The organism is Dyella sp. PARNA 12/25 (genome assembly GCF_055702865.1).
Genome location: NZ_JBVQCI010000006.1, coordinates 141,677 through 157,507, shown reverse-complemented (window position 1 = coordinate 157,507; position 15,831 = coordinate 141,677). Strand labels below are relative to the sequence as shown.

Annotated in this window: 15 protein-coding genes and 1 other RNA gene; 6 read left to right on the top strand and 10 right to left on the bottom strand. The window is 64.5% G+C overall.

The window, feature by feature from the left end; all coding sequences use genetic code 11:
* Positions 1–9: 9 nt before the first annotated feature.
* Entirely contained in the window at positions 10–1,203 is a 1,194-nt protein-coding gene (locus tag AC0GUR_RS13710; protein WP_472878049.1) for a class I SAM-dependent methyltransferase, read from the top strand.
* 39 nt (positions 1,204–1,242) lie between these two features.
* On the opposite strand, the gene AC0GUR_RS13705 is transcribed toward AC0GUR_RS13710, so the two are convergent.
* From AC0GUR_RS13705 to AC0GUR_RS13690, 4 genes are all read right to left on the bottom strand, one after another.
* Positions 1,243–3,225 carry an LTA synthase family protein gene (locus AC0GUR_RS13705; RefSeq protein ID WP_472878048.1) on the bottom strand — a complete coding sequence of 661 codons (1,983 nt, stop codon included), beginning with the start codon at positions 3,223–3,225 and terminating at the stop codon, positions 1,243–1,245.
* Positions 3,226–3,365: 140 nt separating this feature from the next.
* Positions 3,366–4,610, bottom strand: coding sequence for a multifunctional CCA addition/repair protein (locus tag AC0GUR_RS13700; RefSeq protein ID WP_472878047.1), 1,245 nt, complete (start codon positions 4,608–4,610; stop codon positions 3,366–3,368).
* Positions 4,611–4,706: 96 nt separating this feature from the next.
* Positions 4,707–5,651, bottom strand: a complete 945-nt coding sequence (locus AC0GUR_RS13695) for a complex I NDUFA9 subunit family protein (RefSeq protein WP_472878046.1) — start codon at positions 5,649–5,651, stop codon at positions 4,707–4,709.
* A gap of 14 nt (positions 5,652–5,665) precedes the next feature.
* A complete protein-coding gene (locus tag AC0GUR_RS13690; RefSeq protein WP_472878045.1) occupies positions 5,666–7,735 on the bottom strand; it encodes a transglycosylase SLT domain-containing protein in 2,070 nt (689 codons plus the stop codon).
* Between the two features lie 204 nt (positions 7,736–7,939).
* Here AC0GUR_RS13690 and AC0GUR_RS13685 point away from each other — a divergent pair, with 204 nt between their 5' ends.
* Positions 7,940–9,559, top strand: coding sequence for a glycoside hydrolase family 17 protein (locus AC0GUR_RS13685; RefSeq protein ID WP_472878044.1), 1,620 nt, complete (start codon positions 7,940–7,942; stop codon positions 9,557–9,559).
* On the opposite strand, the gene AC0GUR_RS13680 is transcribed toward AC0GUR_RS13685, so the two are convergent.
* The 5 genes from AC0GUR_RS13680 to AC0GUR_RS13660 form a co-directional block, all read right to left on the bottom strand.
* Positions 9,461–9,895 carry a hypothetical protein gene (locus tag AC0GUR_RS13680; protein WP_472878043.1) on the bottom strand — a complete coding sequence of 145 codons (435 nt, stop codon included), beginning with the start codon at positions 9,893–9,895 and terminating at the stop codon, positions 9,461–9,463. The two genes, AC0GUR_RS13685 and AC0GUR_RS13680, sit on opposite strands and share 99 nt — an antisense overlap.
* Positions 9,892–10,701 (bottom strand): endonuclease/exonuclease/phosphatase family protein, encoded by an 810-nt coding sequence (locus AC0GUR_RS13675; protein ID WP_472878042.1) that lies wholly within the window; start codon positions 10,699–10,701, stop codon positions 9,892–9,894. Before AC0GUR_RS13675 ends, AC0GUR_RS13680 begins: the two co-directional genes overlap by 4 nt.
* Positions 10,702–10,811: 110 nt before the next feature.
* On the bottom strand, positions 10,812–11,468 hold the full coding sequence (locus AC0GUR_RS13670; RefSeq protein WP_472878041.1) for a thiol:disulfide interchange protein DsbA/DsbL: 657 nt from the start codon (positions 11,466–11,468) through the stop codon (positions 10,812–10,814).
* 48 nt (positions 11,469–11,516) lie between these two features.
* The gene (locus AC0GUR_RS13665) at positions 11,517–12,377 is read right to left on the bottom strand and encodes a thiol:disulfide interchange protein DsbA/DsbL (RefSeq protein WP_472878040.1); all 861 of its coding nucleotides are present in this window, start codon (positions 12,375–12,377) and stop codon (positions 11,517–11,519) included.
* Between the two features lie 72 nt (positions 12,378–12,449).
* Entirely contained in the window at positions 12,450–13,229 is a 780-nt protein-coding gene (locus AC0GUR_RS13660; protein ID WP_472878039.1) for a c-type cytochrome, read from the bottom strand.
* 110 nt (positions 13,230–13,339) lie between these two features.
* Here AC0GUR_RS13660 and yihA point away from each other — a divergent pair, with 110 nt between their 5' ends.
* Positions 13,340–13,975, top strand: a complete 636-nt coding sequence (yihA, locus tag AC0GUR_RS13655; RefSeq protein WP_472878038.1) for a ribosome biogenesis GTP-binding protein YihA/YsxC — start codon at positions 13,340–13,342, stop codon at positions 13,973–13,975.
* Between the two features lie 61 nt (positions 13,976–14,036).
* A non-coding RNA gene (locus AC0GUR_RS13650) (sX9 sRNA) lies at positions 14,037–14,112 on the top strand.
* Between the two features lie 30 nt (positions 14,113–14,142).
* On the opposite strand, the gene AC0GUR_RS13645 is transcribed toward AC0GUR_RS13650, so the two are convergent.
* Entirely contained in the window at positions 14,143–14,634 is a 492-nt protein-coding gene (locus AC0GUR_RS13645) for a GAF domain-containing protein (protein WP_472878037.1), read from the bottom strand.
* 77 nt (positions 14,635–14,711) lie between these two features.
* Between AC0GUR_RS13645 and bioD the strand changes: the two genes are divergently transcribed.
* Both bioD and AC0GUR_RS13635 read left to right on the top strand, forming a co-directional pair.
* Positions 14,712–15,383, top strand: coding sequence for a dethiobiotin synthase (gene bioD, locus AC0GUR_RS13640; protein ID WP_472878036.1), 672 nt, complete (start codon positions 14,712–14,714; stop codon positions 15,381–15,383).
* Between the two features lie 55 nt (positions 15,384–15,438).
* Positions 15,439–15,789 carry a hypothetical protein gene (locus AC0GUR_RS13635; protein ID WP_472878035.1) on the top strand — a complete coding sequence of 117 codons (351 nt, stop codon included), beginning with the start codon at positions 15,439–15,441 and terminating at the stop codon, positions 15,787–15,789.
* The last annotated feature ends 42 nt before the right edge of the window (positions 15,790–15,831 follow it).

The following is a 15,831-nucleotide window of genomic DNA, read 5'->3' as shown; positions in this document are numbered from 1 at the left end:
GCCCCGCTCATGTCTTTCCAACTTCCCGAACCTGGCGCGGATGAACGCGCCCACTCCGACCGGCTGCTGACGCGCCTGCGCGAGGAAATCGCCGCGCACGGGCCGATGCCGTTCTCGCAATACATGGAGCGCTGTCTGTATGCCCCCGGGCTGGGCTACTACAGTGCGGGCAAGACCAAATTCGGCGAAGCCGGCGACTTCATCACCGCGCCGGAACTGGGTGGGCTCTTTGCTCGTTGTGTCGTGAACGCGACCTATCCCGTGTTGGAACTGCTGGGTGCGGATGCCGATTTTCTCGAGCTAGGTGGCGGCAGTGGCTCATTCGCCGAAGCCGCGCTGAAGGCGTTCCTCGCCAGCGGCACGCTGCCGCGCCGCTATTACATTCTCGAACCCAGCGCGGATCTGCGTGAGCGTCAGCGCGACCGTCTGCTCAGGGCGCTGCCATCCGACGTGTTTGCGCGCGTGTTGTGGCTGGATCGCCCGCCGGAGCAAGACTGGCACGGCGTGCTGTTCGCCAACGAAGTGATCGACGCCTTGCCCACCACGCGCTTTGCGATGCGTAAGGGTGAGGTCTACGAAGAGTACGTGGCGCTGGATGGCGAAGGCCGACTGATGCGTATCGATCGACCGGCCGATGCACTGGTATCGGGTGCGGTGCGCCACGTCGAGCGGGATATCGAAACCGAGTTTCCCGATGGCTACCGCTCGGAAATCCTGCCGCAACTGCCGTACTGGATTCAGGCCGTCGCCGGTTCGCTCACCGCTGGCCTGATGCTGTTTATCGATTACGGCTATGTGCGCCGCGAGTACTACCTGCCCGAGCGCAGCGACGGCACGCTGATGGCGCACTATCGCCATCGCGCACATAACGACCCGCTGCACCTCCCCGGTTTGAACGATCTCACCGCGTCCGTGGATTTCACCGCATTGGCTGAGGCAGGCAACAGCGCCGGCTTCGGAGTGGCCGGCTATCTGTCGCAGGCGCAGTTCCTGATTGGCAGTGGTTTGCAGGGTGCATTTGAGTCCGCATATGAAAGCGCTACCGACGAAACGGCACGTTATCGCCTGGCGCAGGAAGTGAAGAAACTCACCTTGCCCGACCAGATGGGTGAGCGCTTCCAGGCCATGCTGTTCGCCCGCAACATGGAGGTGGTGCCGCTACCTGCCGAGTTGCTGGAATCGGATCAGGGCGACCGGCTCTAAAGCGGGCCGCTGCCGCGGCCGTTCCCATGCGGCAACTGCTCATGGCGACTCGGCGACGGCATCGTCACGTTGCACCGGCGCGCTGTCGTCCTGTCGGCGCTGCAGCTTGCCGTGCTTGAACAGATACGAGGCGACCTGATAGTAAGCGGCCGTGTCATCCACCAGATGCTGATCGACGGGCAGGTGGGGCACGGCGTCGCCGCTATCGAAGTCGGGGCGCACCTGCTCCAGCTTGCGCTGAGGCTCAAGCACGGTGAGCACCTCGCCCTGCAGATAACCAAGTTTCTCGTAAGTGGCGGGAAACGCGCGCTCGCGCCCTGGCTCAAGCTGGAAAATGTCCGCACCGAAGAAGCGGCTGCGGTAGCTGAAGTTGAGCAGGCCCAGCATGGTCGGGATAACGTCCACCTGCGACATCAGTCGCGTGACGCGCTGTGGCTGGATGTGTGCAGGTGAATAGATCCACATCGGGATGTGGTAGCGGTTGATCGGCACGCTGGTGCGGCCCGCGCTGGATGCACAGTGGTCGGCGGTGATCACGAACACCGTATTGTCGAAGTACGGCCTGGATTTCGCGCGCTTGATGAAGTCGGCGATGGACCAGTCCGTATAGGCCACGGCGGCTTCACGCGTGCCATCCGGCGGCGTCACCCGATTGGCTGGTACGGTAAACGGGCGATGGTTGGAGGTGGTCATCACGTGCAGAAAGAACGGCTTGCCCTGCGCGTTCGCCTGATCCATCTGCTTCAGGGCCAAGGTGTAGAGATCCTCGTCGGCCACGCCCCACACATTTTCATGATGAATCGTCTCGCCCTTGGCGATGTCGCTGCGGTCCACCGCGCGATAGCCGTTATGCGAGAAGAAGTAGTTCATGTTGTCGAAATAGCCGTAGCCGCCGTAGACGAAATCCGACTGATAACCACGGTCATTGAATACGTTGGCCACCGAGAACAGGTTCTCGTTGTTGTGCGCCTTCACAATCGAGTCGCCCGGCGTCGGCGGCACCGATAGCGACAGCGCCTCCAGGCCTCGCACCGTGCGCGTGCCGTTGGCATAGAGGTTGTCGAAAAACATGCTCTGGCCGATCAGCGCATCGAGATTGGGCGTGATGCCGCGCGTATCGCCGAACTCCTCGAGGAAGTCGGCCGAAAAACTCTCGATGCTGATCAGCACGACATTGAGATGCTTCTCGGGCCCGGCATGACGAATCTCGCGGGTGAGGTCGTGCGGATCGTCGCTGATAAAGGTGGCTTCGGGCGTCTTGACCAACTCGCGCACACGCTTGAATGCCTCGTCCTCCGGCAGCGTGTGATAGAAACGCGCATAGTCGAGATGGCTGCTGCGGAAGGCGGCGAAGAACTCGTACACGCCATTGCCGGAGAGCTCGTTGACATAGGCGTTGTCGGTGCGGTCCTTGTGCGTGCCCTTGACGGCCAGCGCCGTCACCACGGTGATCAGCAACCACGTCAGCGCCACCTTGCCCCGCTGCAAGAAGCGCGTGCCGCCATCACGAGCCTGCAGGCCTCCACGGGTCAGCCAGACAACCACCAGGGTGGTCAGTGCCAGCAGGGCGACCCAGGTGCCCAGCGGATACGACTCGCGGATGTTGCCGATCACCTCGGTGGTATAGACCAGATAGTCCACCGCGATGAAATTGAAGCGCGTACCGAACTCGCCCCAGAACACCAGCTCGGACGCACCGACGAACATCAGCCCGAACAGCAGCACCGCGCCGCCGCCATACAGCAGCCACTGCCCGGTGCGTGACACGTACACGCGCTGCGGCGTCAGCCACAGATAGAGCACCAGCGGCCAGGCAAGGTAGACAAAGGCGACCAGGTCATAAGCGAGGCCGACGCCAAACGCATAGGCCCAATACAGCGGATTCATGGGCACGCCGCTGCCCGCCATGAACAGCAGCGCGCCGCGCGTAAGTGCGCCGATCACCACATAGCAGATGGCCAGCCACAACAGCGGGCGAAACCGCTGGTACAGCGGCGAAGTAGGGGTAGACGCAGTCGACACGTATGGCTCCGGGGTAGAGAAAGTGCCCCGTTTGACCAAACGGTGACAGGCAGCCCGCCTTTATACACGGCAACCTATTGGCCTGGGTATCAGTCAGCTACCTGATGAGGCCATCATCTCGCGGCACTGTCGGAGTCTGTTCAGTGCTCGTGGGTCGAAGCCACGCCCAGTTTCACCGTGGCGATGGCGGCCACGCGCGCGGCTGTCATGGCCTCACCAATCGCGGGCCCCTGGAGCCCGGCAGCGACAAACGGCTCTGCGTTGACTGCCGCCGCCGCATCACGTGCGAGCCGCAGATAGTCGGCTTGCGGATACGCATCGTCCGCGTGACCAAGGCGGCCACGCTTGTCGGCTTCGCACGCCGCGAGGAACAGCTCCAGCCGCTCCGGGCGACGCAGCGCATCCAGTGACGACAACAGGCGCAGCACGGTCGCGGGCTTCAGTTCGAAGGCACGATGCGCATTGAGATGCTCGCGGCATACGTGCTCAGCCAGCGTCGCATGCTCGGTAGGCACCTTCAGGCGAGCGGTCAAACGTTGCAGTGGCGCTATGCCCGCGTGCTCGTGGCCGACATGGCGCGGCAGCGTGTCTGTGGGTGTGAGCGCTTTGCCGAGGTCATGAGTCAGGGCACAGAAGCCCACCACATCGTTGCGTGGTGCGATGCGCGCCGCCATGTCCAGCACCATCTCCACATGCACGCCGGTATCGATCTCCGGGTGGAACTCCGCGCGCTGCGGAATGCCATAGAGCGCATCTACCTCGGGGAACAACACGGCCAGCGCACCCGACTCGCGCAACACTCGCAGAAAAGCGGATGGCTGCGCTTCGCCAAGTGCTTTGCGCGTCTCCTGCCACACGCGTTCGGGTACCAGGTGGTCCACCTCGCCCTCGCGCACCATCTGCTGCATCAGCGCCATGGTTTCGGGTGCCACGGTGAAACCCAGCGGTGCAAAGCGCGCGGCGAAACGCGCGACACGCAACAGGCGCACGGGGTCCTCCGCGAAAGCCAACGACACATGACGCAGCAAGCGTTGCTCAAGGTCGCGCGCGCCGTTGAAGGGATCAACCAGATGGCCATCCTCTGCCTCGGCCATCGCATTGATGGTCAGGTCGCGTCGGGCCAGATCCTCTTCAAGCGTTACGGAAGAGTCCGCGTGGAACGCAAAGCCATGATAGCCATGACCGGTTTTGCGCTCGGTGCGCGCCAGCGCGTATTCCTCACCGGTCTGCGGGTGCAAGAAGACGGGGAAGTCCTTGCCGACGGGGCGGTAGCCTTGAGCAAGCAAGTCATCCGGATGCGCGCCGACGACGACGTGGTCGCGGTCGGCAACGGGTCGGCCAAGGAGTTTGTCGCGGACGGCGCCGCCGACGAGGTAGATGCGCATGAGGGGGATTTTGCCATGGTATGGCGACAGGCATCGGTGGATGCCTGCGCCATAGGGGGCTGGGTGCACGCCGCGCTAAGGCGTCACACCACGACCTTACCGCTTCCGCCCCCGCGCCTCCGCAATCCGCCGCTGCCGCGAGGACTGCCCCAACAAGACCGGCAACCACGCTGAGAATGCTTGCGGCACGATGCCCAGCGTCGCATAACCATCCACCTTGCCCACCGAATCCGTACGCAGCGAGCGAAAGTTATCCAGCGAGAACGGCTTGCCCGGCAACAACTCAGCAAACTGCGCCTGCAAACGACCAAGGCTGTCAGGCAACGAAATGATGGGCGTGCGCAGCCCCATCACATCGCGGATCTGATGCACGATCTCGCCCAGCGTGAGCACTTCCGGACCATAAAGCTCAAAGCTCTGGTCAACACCGAGCTTGTCGTCGGCCACGCAGCGTGCGATCGCTTCAACCACGTCGCCAACCCACGTCGGTGCAATACGCGAAGGTGCGCGTGCCAACGGAAGGGCAGGCATCTGGCGCAGCAGTTTGGCGAAACGATCCACCAGGCCGCCGCCTTCGCCAAACATGATGCTGGGTTCGTAGATGGTCCAGTCCATCGCGGCGTTGCGCACATGCGACTCGGCTTCGCCCTTGGTCTTGAGGTATTGCGACAAGCCCTGGCCGGCCTTGAGTGCGCTCATATGGTGCAGGCGCGGTACGCCAGCGGCGTTGCAGGCGGCGATCACTCGCTGCGTCAGCTCCACATGGGCGTGGTGGAACGTCTGCTCACCAAAGGCGTTGAGGATGCCGACCAGGTTGATGACGGCATCCGCGCCCTCGAACTGTCGACGCAGTGCGTTGCCGTCATAGACGTCCACACTGCGGACGCGGACCGACGGCAGCACGCTCATCTCCCGCTTCCGTTCGCGGTTGCGCGACAGCAGCAGAATCTCGTGACCATCCGCTGCCAACCGGGGCAGCAGATGCGAACCCACGAAACCGGTACCACCCAGTACGACCAGCTGCTGTGCCTTGCGGATCACCGATGACCTCCCCTTCAATGTGCGTTGCCAGTCGTGGTTGCCGACGGTGCCATGCTGCTGGCGGGTGCCGCCGAGGCGGCCGGAGCCGGCGTCGGGACGACGGGGCAGGCCACCAGCTTACGCTCACCGCCGCTGCCGGTCAGTCGGAACGGATCGCCGATAGATGTCATCCGTTGCGACAGAGGCATCGCGTTGCCATGTTGGCGCCAATCGTAGATCACGGCGAAGGACATGACGCGGGCGACGTACTCGCGGGTTTCCTTGTACGGGATAGTGGCGACAAACAAGTCCGGTGGCAGCGAGCCACGGGCTTCGAGCCACTGGTCTACCTTGCCCGGGCCGGCGTTGTAAGCGGCACTGGCCAGCCAGATGGAGCCGCTGAAACGGGCGGCCATCTGCGCGAGATAGCGCGTGCCGAGAATGATGTTGGTGACCGGGTCGTACAGCGTGTCGCCACCGCCCCAGGTGAGGCTGTTGCGCTTGGCGACAAGGGCGGCGGTGGAGGGCAGCAGCTGCATCAGGCCGCGTGCGTCGGCGCCGGAGCGGGCGTCGCTCATCCAGGCGCTCTCGGCGCGGAGAATGGCATAGGCCCACGAAGGATCGATGCCCGCCTCCTGGGCTTGCGCGACCAGGCCATCCTGGCTGACGAGCGGGAAGCGCTGCTCGTAGTAGCGCAGGGCATCGCCGTTGTTGAAGGTGAATACCGCGCGGTCATACCAGCCACGGCGGTAGGCGAGATTGACCGCGGCTTTCTGTGTGTCGAGGTCGGCGCCGTCGAGTGCTTGTGTCCATTCGCGGCGCGCCAGCTTGGGCATGTCCACGGCATACAGCTCGAACGCACGCTGCAATGCTTGATTGGCGAGCAATGACCGTTCGCGTTGCGGATCGCTGTTAAGCGAAATCTGGCAGATGGCGTAGGGCGCGTTCACGCGATCGGCGGCAAGGAAGCCGAAGAACGTGGGCTCCTGCGCCAGCGAACTCAGCACGCCCTTGGCGTCGCCGTCGCGACCGAGTTCGGTTTGTGCGCGGGCGCGAAACCAGCGCCATTCACCATCTTGTTGCTGCGCGGGCGGCATGGCGTCGATGGCGGCGAGCACCGCCTTCCAGTCCTTCTGTGCGAGTGCCGCGCGCACGCGCCATTCGCGGCTGACATCGGTCTGCACGGAGGGCGGCAGCGCAATCAGGCGCTCCAGCGCACTTGCGTCATAGTCGGTGGCGTGGAACAGGGCGAGCGCGTAGACCACGCGATTGCGCTGGTCCGGCGTAAAGGCGAAACGATCCTGCAGCTTCTGCCATGCGGTATCGGCGGTGACGGACTGTTTCCGTGCCAGTCGTTCCAACGCAAGCATGGCGGCCTGTCGATCGCGTGGCGTATCGGGCCACTGGTTCGCTGCGACGACGGCACTGCCCGGTTCGCTTAGCGCGGTGGCGATGCGTTTGGCCATGGGCGCCTGGTCGGCCGGCAGCCAGTCGGCCATGGCATTGATGGTGCCGGGCTGCACGGCGTCCGCGGCGCGATCGATGCGATCCCACACACGCTGCGTGTTGAGCAGGCCCTGATTGCGTGCGGCGCTTAGTACCGGATCGCACGCGCTGGGCAGCTTGGGCTTGGCCCACAGCGCACTCAGGTCGCGGTCGAAATCCAGCGGCGTGCCGCGGCTGAGGTTAGCCTGCAGTGCGTTGCAGCTGAGGGCATCACCCATACCGGGCTGGTACATCGCCAGGAAATTGTCCCAGTCCTCGCGGCGCGCCAGTTCGGTGAGAAAGTCGCGGCGCAGGTCGTTCGCGGTCAACAGGCCCGGATAACGCTTGAGATAGTCCTCCACCTGCGGACGCGTCACCTGTCGAATATCGTGCGTGAGCGCGGCGGCTTCCAGATACGGATAGAGCGGATAGTTCTCCAGTCCCTTCGCTGAGACCCGCCAGCCGTCGCCACCTTGCTGGGCCGCCGCAAAGGCTTGCTTGAAGGCGCTGCGCTGGGCCTCGGTGGGTTCGGCGGCGCTGGCGGCGCCGGCCAGCAACAGGCTGGCCATCACGGTGAACAGGCGTCGGGCGAATGGCCGCGGTGCTGCGCGTAGGGACATGACAACTCCTTTTTCCTACCCCTGCGCAAGGTACTTCGCGAGTTCCGCAGGGGCGGCGCGTTGCGCGGGACACGGCAGCATGGCCAATGCCCGCTGAGCGTGGCGTGAAACGGTGTTCGGGGTCGAGCAAGTACATGGCGTAGCCAAGTGGCCTGTTAGAATCTGCCACCCACGGCGCCGCAGTCGGCGCACCCCAGGAAGTGCATGTCGCCTACGTCCTCGCCGTCGTCCCGTGTAGTGCCGCTTGTGTGGCTGATCCTTATCGCCGCCGCGGTATGGGGTGCGCAGTGGTGGTGGCATATCGGCCAGCCGGTGCCGCTGCCTGACGCGCCGACGGCGCGCATAGCGTGCGTCTCCTATGCACCGTTTCGCATGCCGGGCGAAACGCCGCTCAACCCCAAGGCGTTCGTGAGCCCGGAGCGCATCGATGCCGATCTGCGCGCCTTGTCGCAGCGCTTCGACTGCGTGCGCACCTACTCGCAGGGTTTCGGCCTCAACGCCGTGCCGGAAATTGCCCAGCGCTACGGCATGAAAGTGTTGATGGGCATCTGGCTCGGTCGCGATCAAGCGTCCAACGACCGTGAAATCACCATGGGCATCGCCACCGCCAAGGCGCACCCGGAAGTATTGCGCGGCGTCATCGTGGGTAACGAAGTGCTGTTGCGTGGCGAGCAGTCGTCGAAAGCGCTGGCCGCCTACCTCAACCAGGTGCGCGACGCCCTGCACGAGACGCATGTGCCGGTGACCTATGCCGATGTGTGGGAGTTTTGGCTGCGCTACCCGCAGATGGCGGATGCCGTGGACTACATCACCATCCACATCTTGCCGTATTGGGAAGACGAGCCAGTGGCGCCGAAGGATGCGCTACAGCACGTAGCCGAGGTTTACGCCCGCATGAAGGCCCGCTTCCCCGGGCGCGCAGTGATGATCGGCGAAACCGGCTGGCCCAGCGAAGGACGGCCACGCCGCCGCGCCAGCGCCAGTCTGGTGAACGAAGCGCGCTACCTGCGTGACTTCCTTCGTTACGCCGGCAGCGTGGACATGCCGTACAACGTCATCGAAGCCTTCGACCAGCCGTGGAAGCGTGCGCAGGAAGGCACTGTGGGTGGCTACTGGGGCATCTTCGACGTCAACGCACGGCCCAAGATCTCCATGCAGGGCCCGGTGGTGGAAGAGCCGCGCTGGTACCTGGGCTGGGGCGCGGGCGTGGCAGGTGCCGTGCTGTTTGTGCTGGCGGGCATGTGGCGGCGCTACCTGCGCACCCACGCCGGCCGGTTCGCCCTGGCCATCGCGGGTTTCGCCACCGGAACCTCCATCGCGTGGCAGGGGCGGCGTATGTTGTTCGACTGTCGCAATGAGACGGAATGGGTCTTTTCCATCCTGCTGTGTGCCGCCGCCTTGGTCACCGCCCTCCTGCTGGCACGCTGGATCGCGGCGCGACTGGCCCATGTGCCCGCCAATGCGGCACCCGGCCGGGGCCTGCGCTTTGCCTGGCTGTTCGGGCTCAGCTTCTATGGCCTGCTGATGGTCTTTGATGGCCGCTACCGCGACTTCCCGCTGGGCCTGTTCTGGCCGCCCGCGTTCGGTTACCTGCTGGCCGCCTTGCTGGAAACCGGGCGCAGCACCATCGTGCCCACGGTGGAGGAGCGCTTCATCGCCTGCGTGTTGCCGCTGCTGGCCGCCGTGGTGGTGGCGCAGGAGAGCGGGCTCAACCCGTCGACCTGGCTATGGCTGGGTCTGAACCTGGCTTTCGCCGGCGCCGTGATGGTCGAGTGGCGTGGTGGACTTCGACTGCAGGCGTACCAGCCGCAGGCAGCCTACTAACAGCGCAAACGCGCCTGGGGCGAAGCAATAGAGCATCAGCGCCACCAGACCGGTGGCGGCGGCCAGCCATGCAAAGAGGCGCCTCTGCCAGGCCAGCGCCAGCGCCGCCGCAGCGAGCGCAACCCAGCCGTAGATGCCCATCTGATAGCCCAGGATCCGGCCCCGGATAAAGCCCTCCACCGTGAGGTGCCTGATGGTGCAGGCGAGCGCTTTGCTGGTCTCGCAGGTGTGCGCCACATCGACGGACTCCACCAGCCCATAGCGCAGTACGCCGGCACCCACGCCGATAGCAATCAACAGCAACCAGGGCAGGGTAAGGCTCAGGACTCGTTTCATCGGCGCAATCGGTGGGGGCGGGGGGCGATATGGTTGGGCAGCCGGATTTCGGCCGCCAGCGGCAGGTGATCCGAAAAAGCCTGTGGCAACGCCCAGACCTTGTCGAGGTGGATCTTTTCCGAGGTCAGGATATGGTCGAGCGCGCGGCGCGGCTTCCAACTTGGAAACGTCGGCGTGGCTTGCTCGGGCGGCACGAGACTGGACTTGGCGAACAGGTGCTTCATTTCGCTGCTGCGGATCTCGGTATTGAGATCGCCCATCAGCACGGCATGCGGGTAGTCCTGCAGCACTTCGGCAATGAAGCCCAGCTGCTTGGCGCGGGCTGGGGCGCTGAGCGACAGATGGGCAATCATCACCGCCAGCGCATCATCGCCCTCGCCAAAGCGTGCGAGCAGCGCGCCGCGTCCAGGGATGCGGCTAGGCAGCGGATAGTCGAGCACGCTGCTGGGTTCGAGTCGGGAGATCAGGCCATTGGCGGAATGCGCCAGCCGGGCCATGGGCCGGTTCGGCTGATGGCTCCAGAACGGCATACCGGCCGCTTCGGCCAGGTAGCGGGTCTGGTTGAGAAAGCCCGAGCGCAGGCTGCCGGCGTCCGCCTCTTGCAGCCCGATCACATCGAACTGGGGCAGCACTTCGGCCAGGCGATCGAGGTTGTCCAGCTTGCTGCGCCCGGGCAGCACGGCGTTGAGACTGCGTGTGACGTACTCGCTGTAACGCTGCACGCTGGCGCCTGCCAGGATATTGCAGCTCAGCAGGCGCAGGCGGCGCTCAGGGACGGCAGCGGGGGCGGGATGGGCGCGATTCATGGGGCGGGCAGAGTAGTCGCAAAAGGTGACCGCCAGCGACTTGGGCGGCGGTCAACCTTACAAGGATGCCCGGCAGGGTGTGAACGTGGGGAAAGTCCCCCGGACAAGCCTTACTTGGCGCCTGCCAGCTCACGCTTGGCCAGCCACTGGGCTACGGCCGCGAGCTCGTCGAGCGTCTTCACATTGGCCGTGCGGTACTTGCCGTTCACCACGATGCTCGGCGTGCCGTCCACCTGCCACTGCTGCACGAGGGCAGCGTCCTTGCGGATCTGCGCCGTCACTTCATCAGAGGTGGCGACACGCATGAAGTCTTCGCGCTTCACGCCGTTGCGGGCGTAGAAGTCGGCCAGCTCATCCAGCGTGCTGATCGGGTATTGGTCCTGAAACTTGGCCTTGAACAGGGTCAGGTGGGTCTGGTCAAGCACGCCCAGCTTCTGCGCCGCATAGAACGCGCGGGCATACGGCACCCACTGGTCATTGAAGGCGGCGGGCATCAGCTTGAACACCACACCCTTCGGCAGCTGCTTGCTCATCTGATCGGCAAGGGGAGCGAAGTGCGCGCAGTGGATGCAGCCGTAGGAGAACACCTCGACCACTTCGACCTTGCCCGTATCGCTCATGCGATGGGCCGGGGCCGGAAGGGTCACGTATTCATTGCCTTCGGTGTAAGGCGCCGGCTCGCTTGAACCGGCGGCCGTGCACGCGCTCGCGAGCAACAGACCGGCAAACAGGGCGATGGTGCGCAGGGAGGTAAAACGCTTGAACATGGGCGGTAATCTCGATGGGCAGATGGGGTGGTTGCAGACGGGCCGGGCTTACTTGCCGGCTGCTTCCTTGGCCACCAGCCACTTCGTCAGCTCCACCGCCTGGTCATAGCCACCGGCTGAGCGCGGCGTGAGGCGGTACTTGCCGTCCACCACGATGGTGGGGGTTTCCTCAATGCCGTAGGCCTTGAGCAGTTCGTCGGCGCGCTTGACCTTGGTATTGATGGTGAAGGAGTTGGCTACCGCCACGAATTCCTTCGGGTCGGCGCCGTACTTGGCGTAGACCTTGGATGCGTCTTCCAGCGTCGGCAGGGCCGAAGTCGGCTTGAGGCTGGTTTCGGTCTGCATGGCGCTCAGTTCTTTGGTGGTCCACACCGCCTCATACATCGCGTCGTTAGCCTTTTCCGCCACACCCAGTGCCTGAGCGGTGAGGAATGCACGCTGCAGCATCGGCCAGTTTTCCTGCGGCATGAACGATGCCGGCAGATAGGCGATGACTGCGTCGGAGGGCAGCTCCTGCGCCAGCTTGTTCATGGACGGGTGGAACGCGTTGCAAGCTGGGCAGCCGTACGAGAACACCTCGGCCACTTCGACCTTGTCAGTATTGCTGACCTTGGACTGGGTCGGCTCGAGGCGGGTGTAGTTCTTGCCCTCCACCCACTTGCCGTCGTCCACGAACGGTGCGGCCGGCTTCGGAGCCGGTGCCTGCGCTGCCGTGCTGGCTGCGGCAGGGGCGGCAGTGCTGGCGGTGGCGGGAGCTGCGGCGGTGGATGCCGCCGGCGGCTGCGCGGCCGGGGCGGTGGCAGCCGGTGCCGGGGCGGGCTGCGGTGCCTGGCTGGCGTTGTCGTTGTTGTTGCTGCAGGCGGCAAGCGCGAGCAGGGCGGTACACAGGAACGACAAACGCTTGACCATGGGAATCCTCGAAAAAAACTTGCGGGGCTTGGAAAGCACACGCCGGCCAGCGGCCGGCGTGTTTAAAGACAATTACTTGGCGGCAGAGTTGCCGGAGCTTCCTGCGCCTTCGGCGCTGTGCAGGCCTTCGATGTAGCTGGCGACAGCGGCGATGTCCTTCTCGTCGAGCTTCTTCGCAATGCCCGGCATGATCTGTGCGTGCGCGTCGTCACCCCAGGTCACACCGTCGTGCCACGACTTCAGCGTGGCCTCGATGTACTGCGCGTGCTGGCTGGTGAGCTGCGGATACATCGCGCCCGGGTTACCGCGACCGTCGACGCTGTGGCACGCCATGCAGGCCGGCACACCCTTGGCGGTGTCGCCTTCGCGATAGAGCTGCTGGCCGCGCTCGACCAGCGCCTGATCGGCTACGCCCGGCAACGACTTCTTGGTGGCGAAGAACGCGCCGATGTCACGCATGTCCTGTTCGGAGAGCGGCGATGCCATGCCCAGCATGATCGGGTTCTGGCGCTTGCTGCCTTTGAAGTTGGTGAGCTGGCGCACGATGTACGACTCGTGCTGGCCGGCGAGCTTCGGATACTGCGCATCGCTGGAGTTGCCGTCCATGCCGTGGCAGGCGCCGCAGACAGCGGCCTTGCCGGCACCGGCAGCGGCATCACCCGGCTTTGCGGCGGCGGTGGCTTCGGCCGGCTTTGCCGCTTCGGCGCTGGCGGCAGCCGGGGCTGCGGCGGTGGCCGCGGGGGCAGGGGCCTTCGCTTCCTGGGCGAGAACCACGCCAGACGACAGGGCAAAGACGAGGGCTACGGCATAACCAACAACAGCGGGCCGAAAACCGGCAGGCCGAAAACTCATACACTTGTCTCCCGAAAAACTGCTATGGCTGCGCGGCCCACGCCGACAGGCGAGTCCGCAACTGGCAGAAACTCACGAATTATCTCTGCGCCATCTTAGCCGGTCAAACCATGTCCAATCCGCTTCAGGGTGCCCAGTTCGTACTGGCTGCCCACCGCATCTCACAACTTCCTGCCGACCAAGGCGCAGAGGTGGCCTTCGCCGGTCGTTCCAACGCCGGCAAGTCCAGCGCATTGAATACCCTTACTGGGCATCGCGGTCTAGCACGAACCTCTAAGACACCGGGTCGCACCCAGCAGATGGTGGCGTTCTCGTTGCCGTCGTCGATTCAGGCCGAGGGCCAGCCGGCACTGGCCACCAGGCTGATTGACCTGCCTGGCTACGGCTACGCAAAAGTACCGCCAGAACTGCGCGAGCACTGGAAGCAGGAGATCGATGCCTACCTGCATCATCGCCGCAGCCTGCGCGGCATCGTGCTGATTGCCGATATTCGTCATCCGCTCAAGGACTTCGACCGGATGATGCTGGACTTCTGCTTCGCCACACATCTGCCGTGTCACCTGCTGCTGACCAAGGCGGACAAATTGTCGCGGAACCAGGCGACGCAGGCGCTGACCGCTCTGCGCAAGGAGCTGGTGGCCAGTGGCACCCAGGCCACGGCGCAAATGTTTTCGTCGCAAACGCCCACAGGTGTGGACGAAGCGCGCGCGGCAGTGATGATGCTACTCAACACGCCGCGCGAATAAGAGCCGCTAACAAAACTACTGCGCGACCGCCTGGCGGGCGCGCTCGGTGCTCGGAATCCTCATGTACGACCAGTACACTCCGGCTCCTGCGCGCCGCCCGCGCCCACCAGGCGGCCGCTCGCTACGTTTTGTTAGCGACTCTAAGTCGCGGCGAAAGCGTGCCGCTCTCAGCGGTTCACGCTTTCCATGAAGACCGTGCACAGTGCTTCCATGCCTGCGCGGTCTTCATCGTCAAAGCGGGCGATGGACGGGCTGTCCACGTCCCACACCCCAAATAGACGGCCATCGGCGCGCACCAGCGGCACCACGATTTCCGACTGCGACGCTGCGTCGCAGGCGATGTGACCATCGAATGCATTCACGTCACGCACAACCTGCGTCTGTCGCGTCTGGGCAGCGGTGCCGCACACGCCACGGCCGAGTGCGATGCGAATGCACGCGGGCTTACCCTGAAACGGGCCTACCACCAGCTCGGTGCCGTCGTAGAGATAAAAGCCGCTCCAATTCAGGTCCGGCAGGCTGTGATAGATCAGGGCGCCAAAGTTCGCAGCGTTGGCGGTCACGTCCCTCTCGCCCTCGAGCAGGCCGCGCGCCTGCAGGCAAAGGTCCTCGTAGTGCTCGCGCTTGCTGGCATACGCCTGCGTCTTCACTTCGTACATGGGCATGAGCCTCGGCGGCAAAGGACGTATTATGCGCCGGCTGGCCCCATCCAGCGCGACCGCCAGGGGAAAGGTGCATGTCGACATTCTTTATCGCGGGTACTGATACCGGCATCGGCAAGACGCACGCGACCTGCGCGTTATTGCACGCTTTGCGCGCGGGGGGCAGCCATGCCTGCGGCATGAAGCCGGTCGCCAGCGGTTGTGCCGACACACCCGAAGGTTTGCGCAATGACGACGCGTTGGCCCTGCTGGCGGCAAGCAGCGCACCGATGCCCTACGAATGGGTCAACCCGGTGGCCTTGCGCGAACCGCTGTCGCCGCATCTTGCGGCCGCACATGCGGGGGTGGAAATTCGCCTCGCACCGCTCCATGAAGCCTTCGAACGATTGCGCGGCGTGCATGACGCCGTCTTGGTCGAGGGCGTGGGTGGCTGGCTGGTGCCGTTGTCACGCAGCCTGATGGCATCGGATATCGCGCGGCAATGGCAGCTCCCGGTGATCCTGGTCGTCGGTTTGCGGCTGGGCTGCCTGAATCACGCGCTGCTCAGTGCGCGGGCCATTGCCACCGACGGCTGTCGCCTGGTTGGCTGGATTGGCAATCGCATTGATCCGGAGATGGATGCGGTGCAGGAGAACGTGGACACTTTGCGCCAGCTGTTGCCTGCACCTTGCCTCGGCGTCTTACCGCACGGCGTGCCGCCGCAGGCGGCGTGGTCGCATCTGGATCTCGCGGCCATCCTGGACTGATCTTCACGGCAAGTGTGCTTGCATGTGCCCATTCGTTTCGCAGGGAGCTGATGTCATGGCGATTCGTAGTCACTATTACCTGTCCATCGACGACCTGAGACGCGCCAAGGGGCCGGTGCCGGCGTTGAGCTACGACGGTGCAGGGCCGGATGATCTTGCGGCTGCGGTGCAGGAAGCCATGCGCTCGCCAGTGCTGTTCGAGCGTTGGCGAGCCATGCAGGACGAACCGGACGACATCGACCCGTCGCTGGCCGTGATCGATCCAGCCGCTACGGTGAGCGCGCGCGTGGACGATCTGCATATCGACGTGGATCTCATCACCGACCTGCCCATGAGCATCGTGCGCCACCGCCTGAACCTGCTGATCGGGCCGTGCTGGCAGTTGCGCGATATGCGCAAGGCCTAAGCTGGCCTTACCTCTGTAGGAGCGCGCTTGCGCGCGACCAAG

Bases quoted from the DNA above. Each gene is read 5' to 3' on its own strand.
- AC0GUR_RS13710 (WP_472878049.1), top strand. From the start codon at position 10: ATGTCTTTCCAACTTCCCGAACCTGGCGCGGATGAACGCGCCCACTCC.
- AC0GUR_RS13700 (WP_472878047.1), bottom strand. From the start codon at position 4,610: ATGCGCATCTACCTCGTCGGCGGCGCCGTCCGCGACAAACTCCTTGGC.
- AC0GUR_RS13690 (WP_472878045.1), bottom strand. From the start codon at position 7,735: ATGTCCCTACGCGCAGCACCGCGGCCATTCGCCCGACGCCTGTTCACC.
- AC0GUR_RS13685 (WP_472878044.1), top strand. From the start codon at position 7,940: ATGTCGCCTACGTCCTCGCCGTCGTCCCGTGTAGTGCCGCTTGTGTGG.
- AC0GUR_RS13680 (WP_472878043.1), bottom strand. From the start codon at position 9,895: ATGAAACGAGTCCTGAGCCTTACCCTGCCCTGGTTGCTGTTGATTGCT.
- AC0GUR_RS13675 (WP_472878042.1), bottom strand. From the start codon at position 10,701: ATGAATCGCGCCCATCCCGCCCCCGCTGCCGTCCCTGAGCGCCGCCTG.
- AC0GUR_RS13670 (WP_472878041.1), bottom strand. From the start codon at position 11,468: ATGTTCAAGCGTTTTACCTCCCTGCGCACCATCGCCCTGTTTGCCGGT.
- AC0GUR_RS13665 (WP_472878040.1), bottom strand. From the start codon at position 12,377: ATGGTCAAGCGTTTGTCGTTCCTGTGTACCGCCCTGCTCGCGCTTGCC.
- AC0GUR_RS13660 (WP_472878039.1), bottom strand. From the start codon at position 13,229: ATGAGTTTTCGGCCTGCCGGTTTTCGGCCCGCTGTTGTTGGTTATGCC.
- yihA (WP_472878038.1), top strand. From the start codon at position 13,340: ATGTCCAATCCGCTTCAGGGTGCCCAGTTCGTACTGGCTGCCCACCGC.
- AC0GUR_RS13645 (WP_472878037.1), bottom strand. From the start codon at position 14,634: ATGTACGAAGTGAAGACGCAGGCGTATGCCAGCAAGCGCGAGCACTAC.
- bioD (WP_472878036.1), top strand. From the start codon at position 14,712: ATGTCGACATTCTTTATCGCGGGTACTGATACCGGCATCGGCAAGACG.
- AC0GUR_RS13635 (WP_472878035.1), top strand. From the start codon at position 15,439: ATGGCGATTCGTAGTCACTATTACCTGTCCATCGACGACCTGAGACGC.